The 523-nt window shown below is 61.4% G+C and carries 1 protein-coding gene; it reads left to right on the top strand.

Annotation, left to right across the window (positions count from 1 at the left end):
* On the top strand, positions 1-523 hold a 523-nt coding region (locus KJS52_RS27595), incomplete at both ends, for a collagen-like domain-containing protein (protein ID WP_246563965.1).

Consider the following 523-nt stretch of genomic DNA (forward strand, 5'->3'; position numbering starts at 1 on the left):
GCCGACAGGTTTCTCTGGGCTAACAGGAGCGACAGGGCCTCAAGGAGAGGTTGGACCTCAAGGGCCTACGGGAACCCAGGGGCCTTCCGGTGAGCAAGGACCAACAGGACCAACAGGTTTACCGGGTTTACCAGGGGCTAATGGTAGTACAGGCCCAACAGGCCCAACAGGTCCAACAGGCCCCACGGGACCGGCTGGGCCTACAGGTTTCTCTGGACCAACAGGGCCGACAGGGCCTCAAGGACCAATTGGACCTCAAGGAGTGATTGGACCTCAAGGGCCTACGGGAACCCAGGGGCCTTCTGGTGAGCAAGGACCAACAGGACCAACAGGTTTACCGGGTCTACCAGGGGCTAATGGTAGTACAGGCCCAACAGGCCCCACGGGACCGGCTGGGCCGACAGGTTTCTCTGGGCTAACAGGAGCGACAGGGCCTCAAGGAGAGGTTGGACCTCAAGGGCCTACGGGAACCCAGGGGCCTTCCGGTGAGCAAGGACCAACAGGACCAACAGGTTTACCGGGT

The sequence above is a fragment of the Paenibacillus montaniterrae genome, from assembly GCF_018403185.1.
GTDB lineage: Bacteria > Bacillota > Bacilli > Paenibacillales > Paenibacillaceae > Pristimantibacillus > Pristimantibacillus montaniterrae.